Annotated in this window: 16 protein-coding genes and 1 pseudogene; 10 read left to right on the forward strand and 7 right to left on the reverse strand. The window is 69.1% G+C overall.

What is annotated here, in order from left to right; all coding sequences use genetic code 11:
• The first annotated feature begins 102 nt into the window (after window positions 1-102).
• Together M3Q35_RS22495 and M3Q35_RS22500 are read left to right on the forward strand one after the other, a co-directional pair.
• Window positions 103-1,110 (forward strand): LacI family DNA-binding transcriptional regulator, encoded by a 1,008-nt coding sequence (locus tag M3Q35_RS22495; protein WP_273943956.1) that lies wholly within the window; start codon window positions 103-105, stop codon window positions 1,108-1,110.
• Window positions 1,095-3,362: a beta-xylosidase/alpha-l-arabinosidase gene (locus M3Q35_RS22500; protein ID WP_273943958.1), complete on the forward strand. Its 2,268-nt coding sequence runs from the start codon at window positions 1,095-1,097 to the stop codon at window positions 3,360-3,362. The genes M3Q35_RS22495 and M3Q35_RS22500 overlap by 16 nt, the downstream gene beginning before the upstream one ends.
• On the opposite strand, the gene M3Q35_RS22505 is transcribed toward M3Q35_RS22500, so the two are convergent.
• The 3 genes from M3Q35_RS22505 to M3Q35_RS22515 form a co-directional block, all read right to left on the reverse strand.
• On the reverse strand, window positions 3,338-4,003 hold the full coding sequence (locus tag M3Q35_RS22505; protein ID WP_273943960.1) for an NAD(P)-dependent oxidoreductase: 666 nt from the start codon (window positions 4,001-4,003) through the stop codon (window positions 3,338-3,340). The genes M3Q35_RS22500 and M3Q35_RS22505 overlap by 25 nt on opposite strands.
• A gap of 65 nt (window positions 4,004-4,068) precedes the next feature.
• Window positions 4,069-4,539 (reverse strand): SRPBCC domain-containing protein, encoded by a 471-nt coding sequence (locus M3Q35_RS22510; protein WP_273943962.1) that lies wholly within the window; start codon window positions 4,537-4,539, stop codon window positions 4,069-4,071.
• Between the two features lie 3 nt (window positions 4,540-4,542).
• A complete protein-coding gene (locus M3Q35_RS22515; RefSeq protein WP_273943963.1) occupies window positions 4,543-4,866 on the reverse strand; it encodes an ArsR/SmtB family transcription factor in 324 nt (107 codons plus the stop codon).
• 202 nt (window positions 4,867-5,068) lie between these two features.
• On the opposite strand from M3Q35_RS22515, the gene M3Q35_RS22520 reads away from it, so the two are divergent.
• Entirely contained in the window at window positions 5,069-5,428 is a 360-nt protein-coding gene (locus tag M3Q35_RS22520) for a YchJ family protein (protein WP_273943964.1), read from the forward strand.
• Here M3Q35_RS22520 and M3Q35_RS22525 read toward each other — a convergent pair.
• A complete protein-coding gene (locus M3Q35_RS22525) occupies window positions 5,425-7,152 on the reverse strand; it encodes a lipoxygenase family protein (RefSeq protein WP_273943965.1) in 1,728 nt (575 codons plus the stop codon). The two genes, M3Q35_RS22520 and M3Q35_RS22525, sit on opposite strands and share 4 nt — an antisense overlap.
• 99 nt (window positions 7,153-7,251) lie before the next feature.
• Window positions 7,252-8,871, reverse strand: a complete 1,620-nt coding sequence (locus tag M3Q35_RS22530) for a discoidin domain-containing protein (RefSeq protein WP_273943966.1) — start codon at window positions 8,869-8,871, stop codon at window positions 7,252-7,254.
• A 301-nt stretch (window positions 8,872-9,172) separates the two neighbouring features.
• Here M3Q35_RS22530 and M3Q35_RS22535 point away from each other — a divergent pair, with 301 nt between their 5' ends.
• The 4 genes from M3Q35_RS22535 (at window position 9,173) to M3Q35_RS22550 (ending at window position 15,924) form a co-directional block, all read left to right on the forward strand.
• Window positions 9,173-9,508 carry an ArsR/SmtB family transcription factor gene (locus tag M3Q35_RS22535; RefSeq protein WP_273943968.1) on the forward strand — a complete coding sequence of 112 codons (336 nt, stop codon included), beginning with the start codon at window positions 9,173-9,175 and terminating at the stop codon, window positions 9,506-9,508.
• A 44-nt stretch (window positions 9,509-9,552) separates the two neighbouring features.
• Entirely contained in the window at window positions 9,553-10,398 is an 846-nt protein-coding gene (locus tag M3Q35_RS22540; RefSeq protein WP_273943970.1) for an SCO6745 family protein, read from the forward strand.
• Between the two features lie 94 nt (window positions 10,399-10,492).
• Window positions 10,493-14,725: a GH92 family glycosyl hydrolase gene (locus tag M3Q35_RS22545; protein WP_273943971.1), complete on the forward strand. Its 4,233-nt coding sequence runs from the start codon at window positions 10,493-10,495 to the stop codon at window positions 14,723-14,725.
• A gap of 86 nt (window positions 14,726-14,811) precedes the next feature.
• Window positions 14,812-15,924 carry an acyl-CoA dehydrogenase family protein gene (locus M3Q35_RS22550; protein ID WP_273943972.1) on the forward strand — a complete coding sequence of 371 codons (1,113 nt, stop codon included), beginning with the start codon at window positions 14,812-14,814 and terminating at the stop codon, window positions 15,922-15,924.
• On the opposite strand, the gene M3Q35_RS22555 is transcribed toward M3Q35_RS22550, so the two are convergent.
• Entirely contained in the window at window positions 15,921-16,784 is an 864-nt protein-coding gene (locus M3Q35_RS22555; RefSeq protein ID WP_273943974.1) for a LysR family transcriptional regulator, read from the reverse strand. The two genes, M3Q35_RS22550 and M3Q35_RS22555, sit on opposite strands and share 4 nt — an antisense overlap.
• Before the next feature lie 224 nt (window positions 16,785-17,008).
• On the opposite strand from M3Q35_RS22555, the pseudogene M3Q35_RS22560 reads away from it, so the two are divergent.
• The 3 genes and pseudogenes from M3Q35_RS22560 to M3Q35_RS22570 all read left to right on the forward strand — a co-directional run.
• Window positions 17,009-17,095: pseudogene (locus M3Q35_RS22560) on the forward strand (tRNA(His) guanylyltransferase Thg1 family protein); the annotation flags it as partial.
• Window positions 17,096-17,166: 71 nt separating this feature from the next.
• Entirely contained in the window at window positions 17,167-17,595 is a 429-nt protein-coding gene (locus M3Q35_RS22565) for a hypothetical protein (protein WP_273943975.1), read from the forward strand.
• Window positions 17,596-17,650: 55 nt separating this feature from the next.
• Window positions 17,651-18,340: an SDR family oxidoreductase gene (locus M3Q35_RS22570; protein WP_273943978.1), complete on the forward strand. Its 690-nt coding sequence runs from the start codon at window positions 17,651-17,653 to the stop codon at window positions 18,338-18,340.
• 66 nt (window positions 18,341-18,406) lie between these two features.
• On the opposite strand, the gene M3Q35_RS22575 is transcribed toward M3Q35_RS22570, so the two are convergent.
• Window positions 18,407-20,731 carry a polysaccharide lyase 8 family protein gene (locus M3Q35_RS22575; RefSeq protein ID WP_273943979.1) on the reverse strand — a complete coding sequence of 775 codons (2,325 nt, stop codon included), beginning with the start codon at window positions 20,729-20,731 and terminating at the stop codon, window positions 18,407-18,409.
• Window positions 20,732-20,786 lie beyond the last annotated feature (55 nt).

Consider the following 20,786-nt stretch of genomic DNA (forward strand, 5'->3'; position numbering starts at 1 on the left):
CTGGACCGGGCGGCAGAGCCCGAATTGGTGCCTGAGTCTGGAGTGGCCCGGACCTCGTGTCAATCGTTGTCGATAACGTTTTACACGGGTAGCGTCGGGCCCGTGCAGCCAAGCTCACGGGTCACCATCCGGGACGTCGCGGCCGCCGCCGGCGTGTCGGTGGCGACCGTCTCCAAGGTCATCAACGACCGCTACGGGGTGTCGGCCGACACCATGGCGCGGGTCCGCGCGGTCATCGCCGAGCTGGGCTACGAGGCCAGCCTGGTGGCGCAGAGCCTGCGCAACCACCGGACCAACGTGATCGGCATCCTGGTCGCCGACATCGAGCCGTTCAGCACCGAGCTGCTGCGCGGAGCGGCCGACGCGATCCGGGACACCGGCTACGAGCTGGTCGTCTACTCGGCCGGCGGCCGCACCGGCGACAAGCTGGGCTGGGAGCGGCGCTACCTGTCGCGGCTGTCCGGGACCCTGGTCGACGGGGCCGTGCTGGTCACGCCCAGCGTGCTCGACGTGCGCTTCGACGCCCCGGTGGTGGCCGTCGACCCGCACACCGGCCCGTCCGGGCTGCCGACCGTCGATTCCGACAATCTGCGCGGCGCGCGGCTGGCCACCGAGCACCTGCTTTCCTTGGGGCACAGGCGAATCGCCCTGCTGACCGGGCGGGAGGACCTCCAGTCGGCGCGGCTGCGCGAGCGGGGCTTCCGGGAGGCGATGGCCGACGCGGGCGTGCCGGTGGACGAGGAGCTGGTGCAGCCGGGCGACTACGACGCCGTGGTGTCGGCGGCGGCAGCAAAGCGGCTTTTGTCGCACCACACGCCACCAACTGCGGTGTTCGCGGCCAATGACACCTCGGCCATGGTCACCGTGGACACGGCCCGGTCGCTCGGGTTGCGCGTGCCGGAGGACCTGTCGGTGGTCGGCTTCGACAACATCCCGGAGTCGGCGCTGAACTCGCCGCCGCTGACCACCGTGAACCAGCCGATCAAGATCATGGGCCGGCAGGCGATCGAGATGCTGGTGCGGCTGATGCGCGGCGACGAGCTCGACAAGACGCACGTCACGCTGGACACCCACCTCGTGGTGCGGGGGTCGGCATGCGCCCCGCGGTAGAGCCGCCGGACCGGGTCCGCGACCTGCTGGCGCGGATGACCGTCGAGGAGAAAGTGGCCCAGTTGCAGAGCATCTGGGTCGGCGTGGACGAGGGCGGCGGGGTCGCGCCGCACCAGCACGACATGGCGGTCGAACCGGTCGACTTCGATGCCTCGATCAAGCACGGCATCGGTCAGCTGACCAGGGCGTTCGGCACGCGGCCGGTGGAACCCAACCTCGGCGCACGAGCCGTGGCACGCAGCCAGCGGCAGATCATGGAGGCCAACCGGTTCGGCATCCCGGCCATGGTGCACGAGGAGTGCCTCACCGGGCTGACCGCTTGGCAGGCAACGATTTTCCCGTCGCCGCTGTGCTGGGGCGCGACCTTCGACCCTGTGCTGGTCGAACACATGGGGGCGGCGATCGGGCAGACCATGCGGACGGCCGGCGTGCACCAGGGGCTGGCGCCGGTGCTGGACGTGGTTCGGGACCTGCGCTGGGGCCGGGTCGAGGAGACCATCGGCGAGGATCCGTTCCTGGTCGGCCTGATCGGCGGTGCCTACGTGCGCGGCCTGGAGTCCGCCGGCGTGGTCGCCACGTTGAAGCACTTCGCCGGCTATTCGTCGTCACGGGCCGGCCGCAACTTCGGGCCGGTGTCCATCGGCCCGCGTGAGCTGGCCGACGTGCTGCTGCCGCCGTTCGAGGCGGCGCTGAAGGACGGGGCCCGGTCGGTGATGAACGCCTACACTGACAACGACGGTGTCCCGGCCGCAGCGGACGAATCCCTGCTGACACAGCGACTTCGCGACGAGTACGGCTTCGATGGCACGGTCGTGGCCGACTACTTCGCGATCTCTTTCCTCCAGACCCTGCACGGCATCGCGCAGACGGCCGCCGATGCCGCCGGCCTCGCCTTGCGGGCCGGGATCGACGTCGAGCTGCCGACCGTGAACTGTTACGGCGAACCGCTGTTGGCCGCGATCGACGCCGGCACCGTCGACATCGGACTGATCGACCGCGCGGTTTCCCGGGTGCTGACCCAGAAATGGCAGCTCGGCCTGCTCGACGACGACTACTCCCCCGAGCCCGACGGCCCCGTCGACCTCGACCCCGCCGCCTCCCGCGCGCTGGCGCTCGACCTCGCCCGCCAGTCGATCGTGCTGCTACAGAACGATATTCTTCCGCTTTCTCCCGGCGCGCGGCTCGCCGTGATCGGGCCGCGGGCCGACGAGCGGCACGCCGTGATGGGCTGCTACTCGTTCCCCGTGCATGTCGGCGTGCACCATCCCGATGTGCCCCTTGGGGTTTCGGCGCCGACCGTGGTGGAAGCGCTGAGTAACGACTACACCGTTACTTACGCCCAGGGCTGCCCCGTGCTCGGCGGCGACGACGCCGGCATCGCCGAAGCGGTGGCCGCCGCCGAGGATGCCGACTGCTGCGTGGTCGTGCTCGGCGACCGGACCGGCATGTTCGGCGCCGGCACGTCCGGCGAGGGCTGCGACGTTGCCGACCTGCGACTTCCCGGCCGGCAGGAAGAGCTGCTGGAAGCCGTGCTCGGCACCGGCAAGCCGGTCGTGCTGGTGCTGCTGGTCGGCCGGCCCTACGAGATCTCCCGGCAGGCGGACCGCCTGGCCGCCATCCTCTGCGGTTTCCTGCCCGGGGAGGAGGGGTCGACCGCGCTCGCCGACGTGCTCAGCGGGCGGGTCGACCCCTCCGGCCGGCTGCCGGTGAGCTTTCCGCGCACCGGCGCCGGCCACCCTTCCACCTACCTGGCCCCCTCCCTGGGCCGGCGGACCGACGTGAGCAGCGTCGATCCGACCCCCCTGTTCCCTTTCGGGCACGGGCTCGGCTACACCCCCGTCACCTGGCTCGACGCCGACTGCTCGCCGTCCTGGCCCACCGACGGCGTGTGCCGCCTGTCGGTGACCTTGCGCAACGACCACGACCGCCCGGCGACCGAGGTCGTCCAGGTCTACCTGCACGACCCCGTGGCCGAGGTCGTCCGACCCGTGCAGCAGCTCATCGCCTGCTCCCGTGTCACCCTGCCACCCGGCGGCACCACCCGCGTCGACTTCGACCTGCACGCCGATCTCACCTGCTACACCGGACTTTCCGGCCGACGGCAGGTTGATCCCGGCACGGTCGAGCTCCGCATTGGACGGTCCAGTGTGGACATGGTGAGCACACTGTCCCTCGAGCTCACCGGCCCACGCCGGTACGTCGGCTTCGACCGGGTGCTGCGGCCGACTCAGGTGGCGATGCCGATCGCCTGACCGAAGGTCGCCCGGTCGGCGATCGAGGCCAGCATGAAATGGGCGACATCGGCCCGCGGGATGAACGCGCCGCCGCGGAGGTTCTGGTCGATCGCGGTGCGGTAATGCCCGGTCAGCGGCTTGTCGGTGAGCCGCGGCGGCCGGACGGAGGTCCAGTCGAGGCCGCTGGCCCGCAGCAGGTCCTCCATCACGGCCAGGTCCAGGTAGTGGTCGTAGAAGGCCCGCCGCACGAGCGGCGTGAGCACGTTGCGCATGATCACGCCCTCGCCGGCATCGTGCCGCGGCGGATGCGGCCGGTCCGGCGACGGCGTGGTCGACACCGGCGCGGCGCTCACCACGCTCAGCCGGCGCGCCCCGGTCGCCCGCATCGCCGCCAGTAGAGACCGGGTGCCGGCCGAGGTGATCCCGGCCAGCTTCGCGTTGCGGGGGCCGAGGCCGGACAGCACGGCGTCGGCCCCGTCGACCGCCTTCTCCAGGTCGGACGGATCCGCGTCGGACAGGTCGACCCGGACCGTGCGCACCTCCATCGACACCCTGCTCGGATCACGGACCACCGCCGTGACCTCGTGCCCCGCCGCCAGCGCCTGGTCGACCAGGCACCGCCCGATGCCGCCCGTCGCCGCCACCACCGTGATTCTCATTCGGCCCACCCCCGAAACGTTGTCTGTACCGCTATGACGAGTGGGCCGCCGAAAACCTGACAGGCTCAGCCACCCATCGGCGCGCCGGTCTCGACGAACGTCTTCAGGTCGCTGAGCAGGTACGGCCAGCCGCCACCGGCGTCCTGGACGTCGCCGCTGGTCATGGCGGCGGTCAGCGGCGCGTCGGTGGTCTCGTGGGTGACGGTCAGGCGGGTGGAGCCGTACTGCTCCTCCAGCTCCCAGGTGAGCGTGCCGGCGGCCTCGGCGGCGATCTCGGGACTGAAATTGGCGTGCCAGGTCTGGACCAGGCGGCGCGGCGGATCGCACTCGATCACCTCGCCGTCGATGACCACCTCGGGCGCGCCGTGGTCGAGCATCTCCTTGCTGGCCAGCGCCCGGAACGCGCCACCAACTCGGAGTTCGTACTCGCTGACGCAACGATAGGCGTACTTGTCGTTGAATTCCGGCTGGGTGATGGCGTCCCACACCTGCTGCGGCTTCGCGTTGATGAACACCCGGTTGACCTGCACGCTCATGGTTCACTCCTCGCTTTCGAGCTGGGCCTTCAGTTCGGTGAGCGCCGTGATGCGGGGCTCGGTGTACTTGTCGATCCAGCGGTCGTGGATGAGACGGATCGGGACGGGATTGAGGTGGTGATGCTTCTCCCGGCCGACCCGACGCGTGACGACGAGCCCGGCCTCCTCCAGCACCTTGAGGTGCTTGGCCACGCCGAACCGGCTCATCGCCAGCTCGCCTTCCAGCTCGGACTGGGTCTGCCCGTCACGGACGAACAGCAGGTCGAGCAGGAAGCGGCGAGTCGGGTCGGCGAGCGCCTTGAACACGCGGTCGTCGTCCTCGGTCACATGAACGAGAATAGGTGACCAAATGGTCACATGTCAACGCCCCCCACCCCCGCGAGTCCCGCTTACCGACACACCGAAATCCGTTCTCAGACACTTTCGAATGTCACATGCGCGTCATACTTGCCGCTCAGCGGCACATCCGGACCGCATGTGCCAGTCGGGTGGGCCGGGGCTGAGTGCATTGGCCGCACTGCCCGGGACAATGCCTCACATGATGTGTCCTTGTGGGCTCAACGCCCTCTACGACGACTGCTGCGGGCGCTTCCACCGGGGCGGCAACGCGCCGACGGCGGAGCTGCTGATGCGCTCCCGCTACGCGGCGTTCGTCGTGGGCGACAGCAAGTACCTGCTGCGCACGTGGCACAGCACGACGAAGCCCCGCCGACTCACGCTGGACGACACGGAGTGGACGGGGCTGTCGATCGTCGACCGCGACAAGGGCGGCCTGTTCGACAAGGAAGGCGTCGTGGAGTTCGACGCCTCCTATGTCGGCGGTGTCCTGCATGAACGCAGCCGCTTCGTGCGGGAGGACGGCAAGTGGGTGTACCTGAACCCGGTCTAGATATTGGTGCTGTTGGGGATCAGTGACGGCTGAAGGTAGGTGTAGGCCCGGGACCGACGGCGGTTGCGGGTCGTGATCTCGTCCTCCACGGCGGCCAGGTCGGCGCGGAAACGCTTGTGCGAGGCGGAAACGGCGCTGTCGGCGAAGTCGGAGCCGTAGTCGCCGAGCGTGCCGTGGTGCACCGACCCGAGGAAGGTCATCACGCAGAACTGCTGCACGGCGACGTCCAGCGGCGGCAGGTTGGCCAGCCAGTCGGCCTCGCCGTGCCCCAATCCCTTGGGCTCCTCGGTGTAGCCGGCCAGGGGGTTGGCCGGCAGGAACGCCATGTGGTCGGCCTGCGTGAAGTTCACCGCCGCGTGCTGCGGCCCGGCCGTCCAGATGACCATGGTCAGGATCTCGACGAGATCGTTGCGGTCCAGGATCTGCCCGGGCGTCGCCCCGAAGTCGCGCACCTGCCCGCCGTCGGCCGAGGCCACCTCGGCCGCCCAGGCCTGGAGCTCGAAGTCGCCGGCAACGTCCACATCGGACTTGTAGTAGCCGCCGACGAAGTCGCTGACCCAGCGGTAGATGGAGTTCCACACCAGCAGGCCGTCGTCCCGGTACGGGTGGTGCGGCAACGCCGAAACACTGTCCGTGCCGGCGGCGGCCAGTTTCGTCGGCAGGTAGTTGTCGCGGAACGACCGCTTGGCCCGCTGCTCGGCCAGCCACGGGTAGGTGCTCTTCAGGTCGGAGCCGATCAGGTACTCCACCGCCCGCCCGGGCTGGATCAGCAGCTCGACGGCCAGCTTGTTGATCGACATGGTGCCTTCGAAGTGCCGCCGCAGCAGCACCGCCACCGGGTGGTTGGCCGCGAGGTTGCGCACGGCCGCGATCAGCACCGGTTCACTCATCAGATGGGTGAAACCCAGGTGTGTCAACACTTCGTGGTACGTGTTGTGCGCGGCCAGCACGCAGTTGCGGGCCAGCTTCCACGAATAGCCGTCGGCCGGCGTGTAGATGTCCCGACCGGCCGGGTCCTGTCCACATTGGATCGCGAACGGCTTGAGCGGACCGCCGCCGCGCGGCACCACGAACGCGACCATCGGCGCGTACATGTACTTGGGCGACTGCGGATGGGTGCCATTGTCCAAAGCGGACATTGCCTCGTAGTCGATCCAGTACACCCGGCCGGCCGCGACGGCCTGGTCCAGGTCCTCACCCAGGTGGGCGGTGGTGAGCGGGAACTTGCCCGGCACGCGGTCCATCCGCACCAGCCGGGTCGGGTCCGGCCCGGCCACCATGACCTCGGCGAAGTACTCGTCCGACTCGAAGTCGGCGGTCGCCGGCGGCTGCTCGACGCGGGCGAACACGTCCTGGAATGCCTTGATCGTCTTGTCGGCGTGGTCGCCGGTGACGCCGCCGGGCAGCGGCATGAAGTACTCGACGATGCCGCCCATGTCGCCGGCCCGCACCATGGTGGCCAGCTTGTGCGGGGCCAGCGGCTGGAGGTCGTTGACGAAGTTCCACTTGCCCTGGCGCTTGAGCCGCAGCAGGTTCAGCCGCAGCTCCTCCTGCTTGGCCAGCGCCTTGAGCTGCCAGGCCGCGACCGGCTCGTGGTCGGCGCCGAGCGTGGAGGACACCGGGAACCCGAAGTCCATGGTGTAGCGGTACTCGTTCCGCACGGCGGCGAGCTGGTCGGCCCGCTCGCCGCGCGGATCGAACTGGGAGATGAGGTACTCGGGCAACGCGGTTACTCCTCGGCTGGCGCAGCGGCTACCCCCACCAAATCAGGGTAGCCGCGCGCATGCCGCCGAGCAGGGACCAACAGGCACCCAACTGTGCACTTAGGACCCGTAGACCTGCATCTCGTACAGAGAGTAGCCGTAGCTCGTGCCCCGGGCGACGCCGTTCATCCGCACGTACCGGCCGGATCCCGCCAATCCCGTGAGATCGTCGGTTCCGCCGTTGCCGGTGGTGGTGCTGTAGATCGTGGTCCAGTTGCTGCCGTCGTCGGAGGTCTGGATGGCGTACGACTTGCCGTACGCCGCCTCCCACGTCAGCTTGACCTCGGTCACGCTGTGGCCGGCGCCCAGGTCGACCTGGAGCCACTCCGAGTTCGAGCCTTCCTTGCTGGCCCACCGGGTCGAGGTCAGGTTGCCGTCGAACGCCTTGGCCGGCGCGTAGGTGCTGGACTCCACTGAGGACGAAGTCGCGGTCTTTCCCTGCGACAGCAACGTGCTCGTGCCGCCGCCGGTGCTCACCGTGAGGGCGAACGTCGCCGACTTGGTGTCCGAGCCGTTGGTGCCGACCACGGTGAACGTGCCGGACTTCGCGGTGTCCGACGCGGCCACGGTCATGGTGGAATTCCCGCTGCCGGAAACGGAAGCGGGGTTGAACGACACGGAAACGCCGGCCGGCACGCCGGTCGCCGACAGCGCCACGCTGCCCGTTCCCCCGGTGACCGCCACCGTGGCGGTCGTCGAGGCGCCGGGCTTGACCGTGGCCGACGCCGGGTTCACCGCGACGCTCAGGCCGGCCTGGCCGGCCGGGCTGAAGGTCCACTTGCTGACCGTGCCCGAGCAGCTGCCGGTGCCCAACGTGCCGCTGGCGTCACGGAAGCACTTCTTGCCGCTCTGGATGTCGTTGATGGTGCCGTCCGGGTTGATCGACAGCTGGCTGTTCGGCCCGCCGTCGCACTTGCCCAGCTTCACCGTGCTGCCGGAGATCGTCGCGCACAGGTTGTTGATGACCAGGAACGCGCCGTGGAAGGTGAAGGTCTGCTCGGCGGAACCGTTGCAGGCGGCCATCTTCAGCGTGGTGCCGGACGACGAGCTGTTGCCGGGGTCGTCGATGCACAGGCCGGTCGAGTTGTTCTTGTACGAGCCGACGGTGGTGTTCGGCTTGGCGCCGCCGTAGCAGGCGCCGGTGTTGATGTTGAAGATCGGCGTCGAGTCGTAGTCCTCGTTCGACGGCGGGTTGACCACCACCGGCTCGAGCGTCGGCGTGTTGTCGGAGTTGTAGTGGGTGAGGGCGTCTTCGCAGTCGATGGCGTCCATCGCGCTGCCGCCCTTGCCGCCCAGCCACAGGTCGATGTGGTGCAGCTTGGGGCCGCCGTTGGGGCCCTTGCCGTTCCAGTCGGCGCTGCACTCCTCGCAGCTGTCCTCCATGATGAAGTACTTGCGCACCCGCGGCACCCACACCTTGGTGCCGGCCTTGTACTCGCCGGTGTCGGTGGCGAAGGTGATCGGGTCGTCGTAGCTGCCGACACCGCCGGCGGTGTCGTGGATCTGCGGGTACGAGATGTCGCCACCCGGCGGGGTGTTGTCCCACCAGCCGTAGAAGGTCAGGAACGTCTGATCGGTCGTCGCCGCCGACGCCGTGGTGCTGCTCAGCAGCGCGGCCAGCGCGGACAGGGCAACGAGGATGGCAGTCGCCACGGACGTGGCGAGTCTGCGCCGACTCATGGTGCCTCCGGGGTCAGGGCGGACGCGGCGGCGGGGTGCAGGAAGATTCCGCCCGGCGGGCGGCTCCCGTCAATATTGTTAGGAAAGTTCTCTAACAATTTCCCCGACGTCACCCGTTCGGAGCAGCGCCCCCTTTCCCTACCTGAGTGGCTCAGTTGGCTTCAGCGCGCAAGTGAGCCACTCACGTAGGACGGCTGGGCCCACGTGAGTGGCTCAGTTGGCTTCAGGGGCCAACTGAGCCACTCAGGTGGAGCGAAGTATCGGTGTTGCGTTATATAAGCGGGCGGTGCAGGGTCGGGGGGTGCACGCGTTCGACGTCCTCGGCGACCCGGTCCGCCGCCGCATCCTGGAGCTGCTGGCCGACGGGGAGCTCAGCTCCGGCCAGCTCACCACGGTCATCCGGGAGGAGTTCGGCATCTCCCAGCCGGGGGTATCCCAGCATCTGAGGGTGTTGCGGGAGAACGGCTTCACCACGGTCCGGGCCGACGGCACGCGCCGCCTCTACGCCGTGGACCCGACGCCGCTGCGGGAGATCGACGGCTGGCTGGACCGCTACCGCCGGTTCTGGCGGCAGCCGCTGGACGCGCTGGCCACCGAGATCGCCCGGGGTAAACGGCAGAAACCTCCGATAGAGTGAGACCGACCGGTCGGTATGGACATCACACACGGAGGACCCATCCCATGACGCTGGGGCGCAGGGCGTGGCAGGCCATCGAGCCGCTGCACGGCTTCATCTACTTCGTGCCGGAGGCGCAGCAGCGCTTCGCGGCGCTGGGCCTGGAGGCCGGCGCCGGCTACTTCGCCTCCCGGTCGGCGGCGTTCGGGGAGGCCTCGGCCGAGACGGTCATCGCCACCTTCTACAACTTCAACCCGGAGTTCGTACGCCGCAGCATGGTGGGCGTATGGGAGAAGGTCACGCCGGACCAGGTGCTGACCGCCCGGCTGGAAGCGGCGGACGCCGCGCTGCGCCGGGGCCTGGGCGACTTGATCGATTCCGACGCCCTGGTCGAAACGGCGGCGCTGACCCGCAAGGCGGCCGAGGCGGCCTGCAAGCGACTGGAGGGCCGGCCGTTGTTCGCGGCGCACGCCACCCTGCCGTGGCCGACCGAGCCGCACCTCCAGCTGTTCCACGCCCAGACGCTGCTGCGGGAGTACCGCGGCGACGGCCACCTGGCCGCTCTGCTCACGGCCGAGCTGACCGGCATCGAGGCCCTGGTCGTGCACGCGGCGACGGGTTACCTGCCGGCCAAGGCGCTGCGCGGCTCGCGCCAGTGGAGCGAAGAGCAGTGGTCCGAGGCTGTCGCCGGGCTCCAGGAGCGCGGAATCGTGGCGCAGGGCGAGGAACTCGGGCTCACCGAGGAGGGCCGAACGATGCGCCAGCGCGTCGAGGACCTGACCGACCAACTGGCCGAGCCAGCCTACGCGGTGCTCGGCGAAGCCGGCGTGAATCGCCTTGCCGAGGTGGGCAAACCGTTGTCCGACGCGGTGATCGAGGCCGGTCTGCTGCCGTACCTCAAGAAGAAGTAACGGACGGACAGGAAACCGGACAGATTCTTGACATCGATGTCACACCCGGTTGAGCTGTCGCCCTGGCAACGGCGCTCCGGGAGGGTTCGACGTCATGAGACGACTGTGGTTACTGCTGCTCAGCACGGCATTGATAGCAGGGCTCACAGCAACTGTCCCAGCGGTGGCGTCCGCCGCGGGCGCCACCGATTTCTCCTCGTCTTTCGAGGCCGGCCAACCCCAGCCGAACTGGACCGACACCGTCGAAACGGACGCGTCGGGCACGCCGCGGGCCAGCGGTGTCAACGGGGCCGACGCGACGACCATTCCCGGCAACGTCGATGACAAGGTTGTCGACGTCCAGGCCAACGCGGAGAACGACGGCGCCGGCGAGGTCAAGGAGAACCTGGTCGACGGCAACGTCAACACCAAGTGGCTGACCTTCACCAGCACCGGCTGGGCCCAGTTCCAGCTGTCCGAGCCGATCGCGATCGTGCAGTACGCGCTGGCCTCGGCCAATGACGCGCCCGGCCGTGACCCGCAGAACTGGACACTGTCCGGCTCCCAGGACGGCAAGTCCTGGACGACGCTGGACACCCAGACCGGGCAGAGCTTCGAGAGCCGGCAGCAGACCAAGTCGTACCCGCTGGCCAACACCACCGCGTACCTGTACTACCGGCTGGACATCACGCAGAACCACGGCGACCCGATCGTGCAGCTGGCCGAGGTGCAGCTGATCGAGAAGGTCGGCGACACCCCGCCGGCGCCGACCATGCGCAGCTTCGCCGGCAAGGGTCCGACCGGCGGCTACAACTCCAAGGCCAACGTCGGCTTCACGGGCGTGCGCTCGTTCCGCTACGCCGGCAGCCACCTCGGCGACGGGCATGCCTACTCGTACAACAAGATCTTCGACGTCGACCTGGCCGTCGCCAAGGACACCCAGCTGTCGTACCAAATCTTCCCCGACCTGATCGGCGACGACGCCCAGTACACCAGCACGTACGCGGCGGTCGACCTGGCCTTCTCCGACGGCACCTACCTGAGCCGGCTCGGCGCGCTCGACCAGCACGGCTTCACGCTCTCGCCGCAGGGCCAGGGCGCGTCGAAGTCGTTGTACACCAACCAGTGGAACCACATCGCGTCGACGATCGGCACGGTCGCCGCCGGCAAGACGATCAAGCGCATCCTGATCGGCTACGACAAGCCGACCGGGCCGGGCGCGTTCGGCGGCTGGATCGACGACATCAGCATCGCCGGCAACCCGGCGCAGCCGAGCCACACGCACCTGAGCGACTACGTCAGCACGGTGCGCGGCACCAACGCCAGCGGCTCTTTCTCGCGTGGCAACAACTTCCCGGCCACCGCCGTGCCGCACGGCTTCAACTTCTGGACGCCGATGACCAACGGCGGCTCCCAGGACTGGATCTACCAGTACGCCAAGAACAACAACGCGCAGAACCTCACCCCGGTGCAGTCCTTCGCGGTCAGCCATGAGCCGAGCCCGTGGATGGGTGACCGGCAGACGTTCCAGGTGATGCCGGGCACCGCCGCCAGCGCCGACCGCGGCGGCCGCGCACTGTACTTCAGCCACAACGACGAGATCGCGCAGCCGGACTACTACTCGGTCAAGTTCCAGAACGGGATGCGCACCGAGATCACGCCGACCGACCACGCCGCGATGTTCCGGTTCACCTTCACCGGCGACCAGTCCGTCGTGGACTTCGACAACGTCAACAACAACGGCGGGCTGACCCTCGACCCGGCCGACGGTGTGGCCACCGGCTACTCCGACGTCCGAAGTGGACTGTCGACCGGCGCGACGCGGATGTTCGTGTACGCCACCTTCGACAAGCCGGTGACGGCGGGCGCGAAGATCACCGGCACCGGTCGGGACAACGTGACCGGCTACTTCCAGTTCGACACCGGCGCGGACAAGACCGTCACGATGCGCATCGCCACCTCGCTGATCTCCGTCGACCAGGCCAAGAAGAACCTGGAGCAGGAGATCTCGGGCAGCGACACGTTCGACGCGGTGCGGGCCCGGGCGCAGCAGGCGTGGGACAAGCAACTGGGCGTCATCACGGTCGACGGCGCCAGCCAGGACCAGCTGGTGACGCTGTACTCCAACCTGTACCGGCTTTTCCTGTACCCCAACGAGGCGTACGAGAACACCGGCACCACGGCCAGCCCCAAGTACCAGTACGCCAGCCCGGTGTCGCCGCTGGTCGGCGCGAACACGCCGACGCAGACCGGGGCCAAGATCTCCGACGGCACCATGTACGTGAACAACGGCTTCTGGGACACCGCCCGCACCACCTGGCCGGCCTACTCGCTGCTGACGCCGTCGATGGAAGGCAAGATGATCGACGGCTTCGTCAACCAGTACAAGGACGGCGGCTGGACCTCCCGCTGGTCCTCGCCCGGCTACGCCGACCTGATGACCGGCACCAGCTCGGACGTGGCCTTCGCGGACGCGTTCGTCAAGGGCATCAACAACTTCGACGTGCAGGCGGCCTACGACGCCGCGGTGAAGAACGCCACCGTCGCGCCGACCAGCTCCGGCGTCGGCCGCAAGGGGCTGGACACGTCCAACTTCCTCGGCTACACCTCGACCGCCACCGGCGAGGGCTTCTCGTGGGCGATGGAGGGCTACGTCAACGACTACGGCATCGCGCAGATGTCGAAGGCGTTGCTGGACAAGGCGAAGTCCAATGACCCGCGCCGGCAGGAGTACGCCGACAACTACACGTACTTCCTGAACCGGGCCCAGAACTACGTGAACCTGTTCGACCCGTCGGTGAACTTCTTCCAGGGCCGCAACCCCGACGGCAGCGAGCACACTCCGGCCGCGAGCTACGACCCGCGGGTGTGGGGCGGCGACTACACCGAGACCGACGGCTGGAACATGGCCTTCTCGGTGCCGCAGGACGGCCAGGGTCTGGCGAACCTGTACGGCGGCAAGGACAAGCTCGCGGCCAAGCTGGACACGTTCTTCAGCACTCCGGAGACGGCCAAGTTCACCGGCTCGTACGGTGGCGTGATCCACGAGATGCTGGAAGCGCGTGACGTGCGGATGGGCCAGTACGGCGGCAGCAACCAGCCGTCGCACGGGATTCTCTACATGTACGACTACGCCGGTCAGCCGTACAAGACGCAGGCGTACGTGCGGGAGGCGTTGTCGCGGCTGTACACCGGCAGCGAGAACGGCCAGGGCTACCCGGGCGACGAGGACAACGGCGAGATGTCCGCGTGGTACATCTTCGGCGCGCTGGGCTTCTACCCGCTGGCCATGGGCAGCGGCGACTACGCGATCGGCTCCCCGCTGTTCACCAAGGCGACCATCCACCTGGAGAACGGCAAGTCGCTGGTCGTCAACGCGCCCAAGAACAACGCCAAGAACGTGTACGTGCAGGGGCTGAAGGTCAACGGCAAGGCGTACGCCAAGACGTCGCTGCCCAGCAGCCTGCTGGCCGCCGGCGGCACGCTCGACTTCGACATGGGCCCCAACCCGTCGAAGTGGGGCACCGGCTCTGGCGACGCGCCGGTGTCGATCACCAAGGGCGACGCCGTGGCGCAGCCGTTGCACGACCTGACCGATCCCAAGCAGGGGGCGCTGTTCGACAACACGTCGAACACGCAGTCCACTGTGGACGGCGCGGTGTCGGTGCAGCCGTCCGACCCGAAGCAGCCGGTGCAGATGTACACGCTGACGTCGGGTTCGCAGGCCGCTGCCGCGCCTGCTTCGTGGGCACTGAAGGGTTCCTACGACGGCACCACGTGGACGACGATCGACCAGCGGTCCGGGGTCAAGTTCACGGATGCGAGGCAGACCAAGGCGTTCAGCGTCGGCAAGGCCGGCCGGTACAACTACTACCGGCTGGAGACCACCGGCACACTGTCCGAAGTGGAGCTTCTCGGCAAGCCGAACCCGGTGTGCGCCACCACGATCGACGGGACCGTGAACGGGCCGTTGACCGTCAAGGGCGTGACCTGCGTGACCGGCACGGTCAACGGGCCCGTCACCGTGTCGCCCGGCGCGTCGCTGTACGCCTTCGGCGGCGCCATCGGCGGTCCGGTGTCGGCTTCGGGTGCGGCGGCCGTCGTCCTGCTCGGCACGCACGTGTCGGGTCCGGTGAGCATCGTCGGCACCACCGGTGAGACCAGCATCGAGACCGCCCGTGTCGACGGTCCGGTGTCGCTCACCAACAACGCCGGCGCGGTGGTCACCGCGACTACTGTCGGTGGTCCGCTGGCCTGCACCGGGAACACCCCGGCGCCGGCCGACAACGGCCTCGCCGACACCGTCGGCGGCCCCGCCGCCGGGCAGTGCAGCACTCTGACCACCTGACGCTCTCCCACCCGAGCGGCGCTCACCTCTGACGAGGTGAGCGCCGTTCGTCGTTCCGGGCTGCCCCTTCGGGCACACTGGGTGACGTGGTGAACGATCTTGTTGCGCGCGCACGCGAACTGGCGCCGCTGTTGGCCGAGCAGGCAGCCGAGACCGAGCGGTCCGGTGACGTCGTGCATGCCGGCGCGTTGGCCGAGGCCGGGATGTTTTCCGTGTTCGCACCGGGTAAGCAGGTCGAGTTGGCGACCGCCGTCGAGGTGTTCGCCGCGCTCGGCCGTGGCTGCGGGTCCAGCGCGTGGGTGGCGATGATCCTGTCCGCCGGCTGCGCGCTGACGGCCTTGCTAGATGACGAAGTACGGGCCGAAGTATGGGGTGATAATCCGCTCACCGCGGTGGCCAGCGTGATGGCCCCGACCTCGACCGCCGAGCGGGTGCCCGGCGGGTGGCGGGTTTCCGGACAGTGGCGACCGGCTTCCGGGGTGCGGCACGCCCAGTGGGTGCTGCTCGGCGTGCCCGTCGGCGGTGGGCCCGTACAGGCGCTCGTGCCGACTCGGGAGACGCGGATCGTGCACACCTGGTCCGTGAGCGGGATGCAGGGCACCGCCAGCGACACCGTGGTCGCCGAAAACGTTTTCGTGCCCGAGCGGCGGATGCTCTCGTTGGCCCGGGCCACCGTGGCCGGCTACGCCGCCGAGCGGCCCGACGTGCCGTGGTCCAGCGTGCCGATCTGGGCGTTGTTGCCGATGATCGGCATCGGTCCCGTGCTGGGCATGGCCGACGCCGCCTTGGGCCACGCCATCGACCTGGTGCGGCGGCGTGGGCCGATCATCGGCACCGAGTACCGCCGGGCCGTCGACTCCCCCGCCGTCCAGGTCGCCGTCGCCCGCGCTTCCGGCCTCATCGACGGGGCTCGCCTGCACGTCGACCGCTCCGTCCGTGATCTCACCGCCGCCATGCACTCCCGCAGCGGTCCCGACGCCACCGTCTCCGCCCGTATCCGCATGGACGCCGACATCGTCTCCAAGAACGTGCGGCAGGCCGTCGCCCTCCTCCTCGACGTCACCGGCGCCGGCGCCTTCGCCTCCTCCGCTCCGCTCCAGCGGGTGTGGCGTGACCTCGAGGTCTCCTGCCGCCATCGGATCTTCGTCCCCGACAACGGCCGTGAAAGCTACGGCCGAGCCCTCCTCGGTCTCGGCTAGCTCCCGGCCGACATGGCCACAGCCGAGCCTTCCTCGGCCACTGCCACGGCGGCCCGCACGAATGCCGCCACCGCACGAGAGCGGGAACGCTCGGGCCAGGCCAAGACCACGTGCGTGAGCTGGCCGTCGAGGACCGGGACGGCCACCAGCTCCGACCGGAGGGTATGGCGCACCGACTCCGGCAGCACGGCGACCATCCGGCCGAGCACGATGAGCTGCATCAACTGGGCGGTGTCGCGGACCTCCGGGCCGTTGCCGCTCATCCCGGGCCAGCGGGGCAGGATCTCGTCGGCGAGGTCGGCCAGGTGCAGACTGCGCCGCCGGGCCAGGCGGTGCGTCCGGGGCAGGACGGCGACCGCGCGTTGGGTCAGCAGCTCCTCGGTGTCGAACCCACTCAGGTCGTCGTAAGGCGCATGTAGCAGCGCCACGTCCGCCCGGCCGTCCCGCAGGAAACCGGCCTGCTGCGCGATGCCGCAGATCTCCACGTCCACCGGCAGCGCGTCCGGATCTCCTTGGTACGCCTCGAGAATCCCGCCCAGCAGCCCTGCGTCACCGCCCGGCTTCATCACCACCACCAGCCGCCGCTCCACCTGGCCCGCCCGCTGCGCCCGCCGCACCGCCGCCTCCACCGCGTCCAGCGCCTTGCGGCCCTCGTGCAGCAGCACCTCCCCCGCCTCGGTCAGCCGCACACCACGGCTGTTCCGGATCAGCAGCTCCGCCCCGAGCCGCTGCTCCAGCTGCCGGATCGCCCGCGACAGCGGCGGCTGCGCCATGCCAAGCCGCGCCGCCGCCCGTCCGAAGTGCAGCTCCTCGGCCACCGCCACGAAGTACGCCAGCTCCCGCGTCCCCACCCGATCCATACCGCAAGGGTATCGCCGCCGCTTGTCAAATGAGGCCCCTCCGGAACGCCCCGCCCAATCCGCCCATACCGCCTGTTGTGATTGGATGGAAATCGGGGGGACCCCCGGCGGGTCCGCCCAGTACCGTGCCGCCCATGCGGGGCAAGGAGTTCGAGGCGCGGCAGCGCGAGCGGGAGTAGTTCCACGGCCTGACGGTGCCGCCGGGGGCGCACGCGATCGTGCGGGTGGACGGGCGAGGCTTCTCGAAGTTCACCGAGCAGCGGTTCGAGAAGCCGTTCGACGAACGCTTCTCGGCGCTGATGGTGGCGACCGCGGAGGCGATGCTCACCGAGTTCGGGGCCCGCTACGTCTACACGGAGAGCGACGAGATCTGGCCTCGGCGGTGTTCACGCAGCACGCGGGCGTGCCGGGGGTGTTCGACAGCCGGATCTGGCTGGGCAACACGAGCGGTGACGTGCTGGACTACTTCGCCTGGCGGCAGGCCGACGCGACGCGGTGCGCGCTCAACGGCTGGTGCTACTGGACGTTGCGCAACAACGGAAAGACGCGGCGCGAAGCCGATCAGGCGATCAGCGGGGCGTCGACGGCGCGGAAGAACGAGCTGCTGTACGGGTACGGCATCAACTTCAACGAGACGCCGGCCTGGCAGCGGCGCGGAGTCGGCCTGTGGCCCGAGGAGTTCGAGCGCGAAGGCCACGATCCCGTCCAGGGCAGAGCGGTCACGGCCATCCGCAGGCGGACGAGGATCGAGCGGGAGCTGCCGATGAAGGACGACTACCGGGCCCTGCTCAGCGATACCGTCAGGGTATAGCCGGGTATCGAACGGGTCCTGGCCCGTGCCGCCCCGACCTGGTGGACTCAGGGCCATGACCGACACCATCGCCCTGGTCACCGGGGCCAACAAGGGCATCGGCCGCGAGATCGTCGCGCAGCTGGCGGCCCGGGGCATGACCGTGCTGCTGGCCGGCCGCAACCCGGAACTGGTCGAGCCGGCCGCCGCGGACCTCGGTGTCCGCCCGGTCATCCTCGACGTCACCGACGACGCGAGCGTGGCCGCGGCGGCCAAGCTGGTCGAGGCCGAGCACGGCCGGCTGGACGTGCTGGTGAACAACGCCGGCATCACCGGCGGCCGTGGCAACGACGTGGCGTCCGTGCAGAAGGTGTACGACACCAACGTGTTCGGCGTGATGCGCATGACCGACGCCTTCGCCCCGCTGCTGCGGCGCTCCGCCCACCCCCGCATCGTCAACGTGTCCAGCACCGTCGGCTCGCTGGGATTCATGGGCTCGCCGGACAACCAGCTGCCGTTCCTGCTCGGCTACCCGACCTCGAAGACCGCGCTGAACGCCGTGACCATCCAGTACGCCCGGGAGCTCGGCAAGGAGGGCATCAAGGTCAACGCCGTCTGCCCGGGCTTCTGCGCCACCGACCTCAACAACTTCCGCGGCCACCGCACCCCGGCCCAGGGGGCGGAGATCGCGGTCGCCATGGCCACCATCGGCGACGACGGCCCCAACGGCGGCTTCTTCGACGAGAACGGCCCCGTCGCCTGGTGACGTGAACGGACCATTCCAAAACTCCGAGTTGAGGAATGGTCCGTTCCGAACTTCAAGGCTTGGCAACTACCAGCCGATGGTGAAGGTCTGCGTCGCACCCAAAGCGCCCGTCACGTCGACGGTGTGGGTACCGACGCCGGCGACCGTGACGGTGATCGACTTCTGCAGCTGGGTGGGGTCGGAGACGGCGAAGTGCCAGCCGCCCCAGCCCCGGGTCCACAACACCGAGGCCGGGGCGGAGACCGAGACCCGGCCGACCGTGCCGGCGGCCCAGAAGTTGGCGCCGACGACGTCCGAGTCGAGCTGAACCGCTTGCACCACGGCGGTGTTGGCCAGCACGCAGTACCGCCCGCGGGCCCCGGCGGTCTCCCACGGCGTCGCCCCGGGCAGCACGACGTAGGCGTAGGTCGCGCCGGTGGGGTTGGTCCCGTGGTCGATGACGATCTTCTGGAACCGCCGCGTGTACGGCACGGTCGTGCCGTGCGTGTTGGCCCCGGTGTCCACGCCGAACCAGCTGCCGGTGCGGTCTTCCCGTGACGTCACAACGGAAGCGTTGTCGAGCAGCACGTAGCCGGCGACGCCGTCCAGGTGCAGCCAGTGCTTCTCGGTACGCAGCTTGCGGGTGCCGTTCTCGCCGAGGCTGCGGTTCTCGATGGTGGTGCGCACGTGCGCGCCGCTGGCGTCGGTGATGCCGGCGCCGAGGCAGACCACGCCGTCCGGGGTGAAGAACCAGGACTTCTTGGCCGACAGGGTGCCGTCCTGGGAGATGAAGTCCAGGCCGAACGCACCGTGCCGGTCATCCCAACGCGAGCCGCCGACCCACGCGGTGGTGGTCACCGGAGTGGTGCCCAGCAGCGGCGGCGTGGCGCCGTCCTTCTCGGTGGTGCCGGGCAGCAGGGTGGCGTCCACGGTCGGCCAGTAGGCGTCGCTGTAGTTGCCCTGGTCGCCGGGCAGGAATGTATACAGCACACCGTCGCCGGTGTACCAGCCGTGCAGGTTCTGCCCGTTGATCGCCTCGTACCGGGTGATCCGGGTGGAGCCGACGCCCAGCGAGGCCGACCAGGTCGGCGTGACGTGCACCATCCGGTCCTGCTGCGGGAAGACCCGGAACGTGGACACGGTGTGCGCGGCGTCCCTTGTGGACAGTTCCTTGGCGAACTCGACCTCGGGCACGCCGACCATCTGGAGGCCGCCGGAGAACCGGACCAGGTTCTCCACCTTGAAGTACGGCGCCCACTGGCCTTCCTTGATCCACTTCATGGCCAGCGAGACCAGCTGCTTCTGCGTGGCACCGGTGGCGTGCCGGGCCAACAGCACCGTCGCGGCGGTGAGCTGGTGGCCGGCGTCGTAGGCGGTCTCGCCCTGCCGGGACAGCATGCGGCCACGAACCGGCTCCATCATTGCGCCGGAGGCCACGAACGGCGCATACACGTCAGCCACGGTGTCGTAGAACTTCTGCTTCACGTCGGCCGACAGCTGGGTCGCGGTGCCCTCGGTGACGTGGATGATGCCGGCGGCCGCGGTCAGCAGCACCAGGCCGTAGTGGCCGGGGTAGGGCACCACGCCGTGCTGGATGAACGAGCCGTCGGTGTGGTAGCCGTCGCCGGTGGTCACGCGGGCGACGAGGCTGGAGACGCCGGCGCCGACCTGGTCGGTCACGGCGGCCAGGGCGTTCACGATGCGCTGCGAGTCGCCGGAAAGCGCGCCGGCCACGATGCTGATCAGCGACTTGTCGGCCCGGTTGGCGCCGGTCTCGACCAGACCCGGTGTGTTGGTGCGGAAGTTGGGGTCGGCGTTGAAGCGCAGCACCGGCTTCAGGTAGCGCTGCACCGCGTCCGGCGCCAGGTGTTCCCGCATGCAGACCAGGGTCTGGATCACCCAGTACGGCACGCCGATCTCGTACGAGTACCAGTTGCCGATCTCGCCGACGGTCTCGTTGTACTCGGTGCGGTACAGCGTCTCGATCGCGGTGGCGATCCGCTCGGCCTGGCCGGCCTTGGCCGACAGCACCGAGCCGGGCGTCGCGAAGTCCACCGCGATGGTCCGCAGGCGGTACCACATCGTCGGGAAGTAGTTGCTGCCCGGACCGACCGGCAGATCGGTCCACAGCTGGTCGCCGGTGACCGTCATGGTCGAGTCGTACTGCACGGCCACTTCGTCGAGCGCCTTGACCGCGCCGGTTCTCTCCGCCGACGCGATGTTGCGTCCGACCTGGAGCTCGCGGTAGGCGGCGATGATCTTCTCCCCATCGCTCATCGGCACTGTGGAGACCGGGGCGGTGTCGGCGATGGCGACGCCGGAACCGAGGGCTCCGGACAGCGTGCCGACCGCCGCGGTGGAGACGCCCGCGGCGACGCCGTAGCGGAGCAGATTCCTGCGGTTGATCGACATCGCCGCCTCCATTTCACGTATGTGAACACGCTTCACATTCTCGAAATATGGCGGA

Source organism: Kutzneria chonburiensis, assembly GCF_028622115.1.
In the GTDB taxonomy this organism is placed as follows: domain Bacteria; phylum Actinomycetota; class Actinomycetes; order Mycobacteriales; family Pseudonocardiaceae; genus Kutzneria; species Kutzneria chonburiensis.